Origin of the sequence: Clostridium boliviensis (assembly GCF_033342255.1) — a bacterium.
Lineage (GTDB): Bacteria > Bacillota > Clostridia > Lachnospirales > Lachnospiraceae > Lacrimispora > Lacrimispora boliviensis.
On record NZ_JAWONS010000057.1, the window covers coordinates 1 to 466 of the forward strand.

1 protein-coding gene is annotated in these 466 nt (G+C 54.1%); it reads left to right on the plus strand.

What is annotated here, in order from left to right:
- The coding region (locus tag RZO55_RS02680; RefSeq protein WP_318062752.1) for an ABC transporter substrate-binding protein at positions 1-466 on the plus strand (466 nt) is incomplete at both ends.

Below are 466 nucleotides of genomic sequence, written 5' to 3' on the forward strand. Positions count from 1 at the left end.
TGTACGGGCTGGCCACCTCCATCAACTCGCAGATGTTCATCTACAACCCCGAGATTTTTGAAAAGGCCGGCGTGACCTTCCCGGAGGAAAACTACAGCTGGGAGGAGCTGGCGGAGCTGTGTGTGAAGATCCGTGAAAAGACGGGCGTTTACGGCATGGCCAATGAGATGGAGCAAACGGGACTGTTAAGTTATTTTGCGCGAACGAAGGGGGAGGAGTTGTACAGCGGCAACAAAATCGGGCTGTCCAAGGAAACGCTTACGGAATGGTTCCAGTATTGGTTGGATCTGCAGGAGAAGGGCGGCGTTCCGACCGCTGAAGAAAACGCGGCCTATAATCACAACGATCCTTCGGCCAGCCCCTTTATCAAAGAGAAAACCGCCATCAATTGGCTGTTCCTCGGAACCGATCCCAACTACGAAGAGAGTCTGGGAAAACCCATCGGACGAGCGCTCCTGCCGGAATG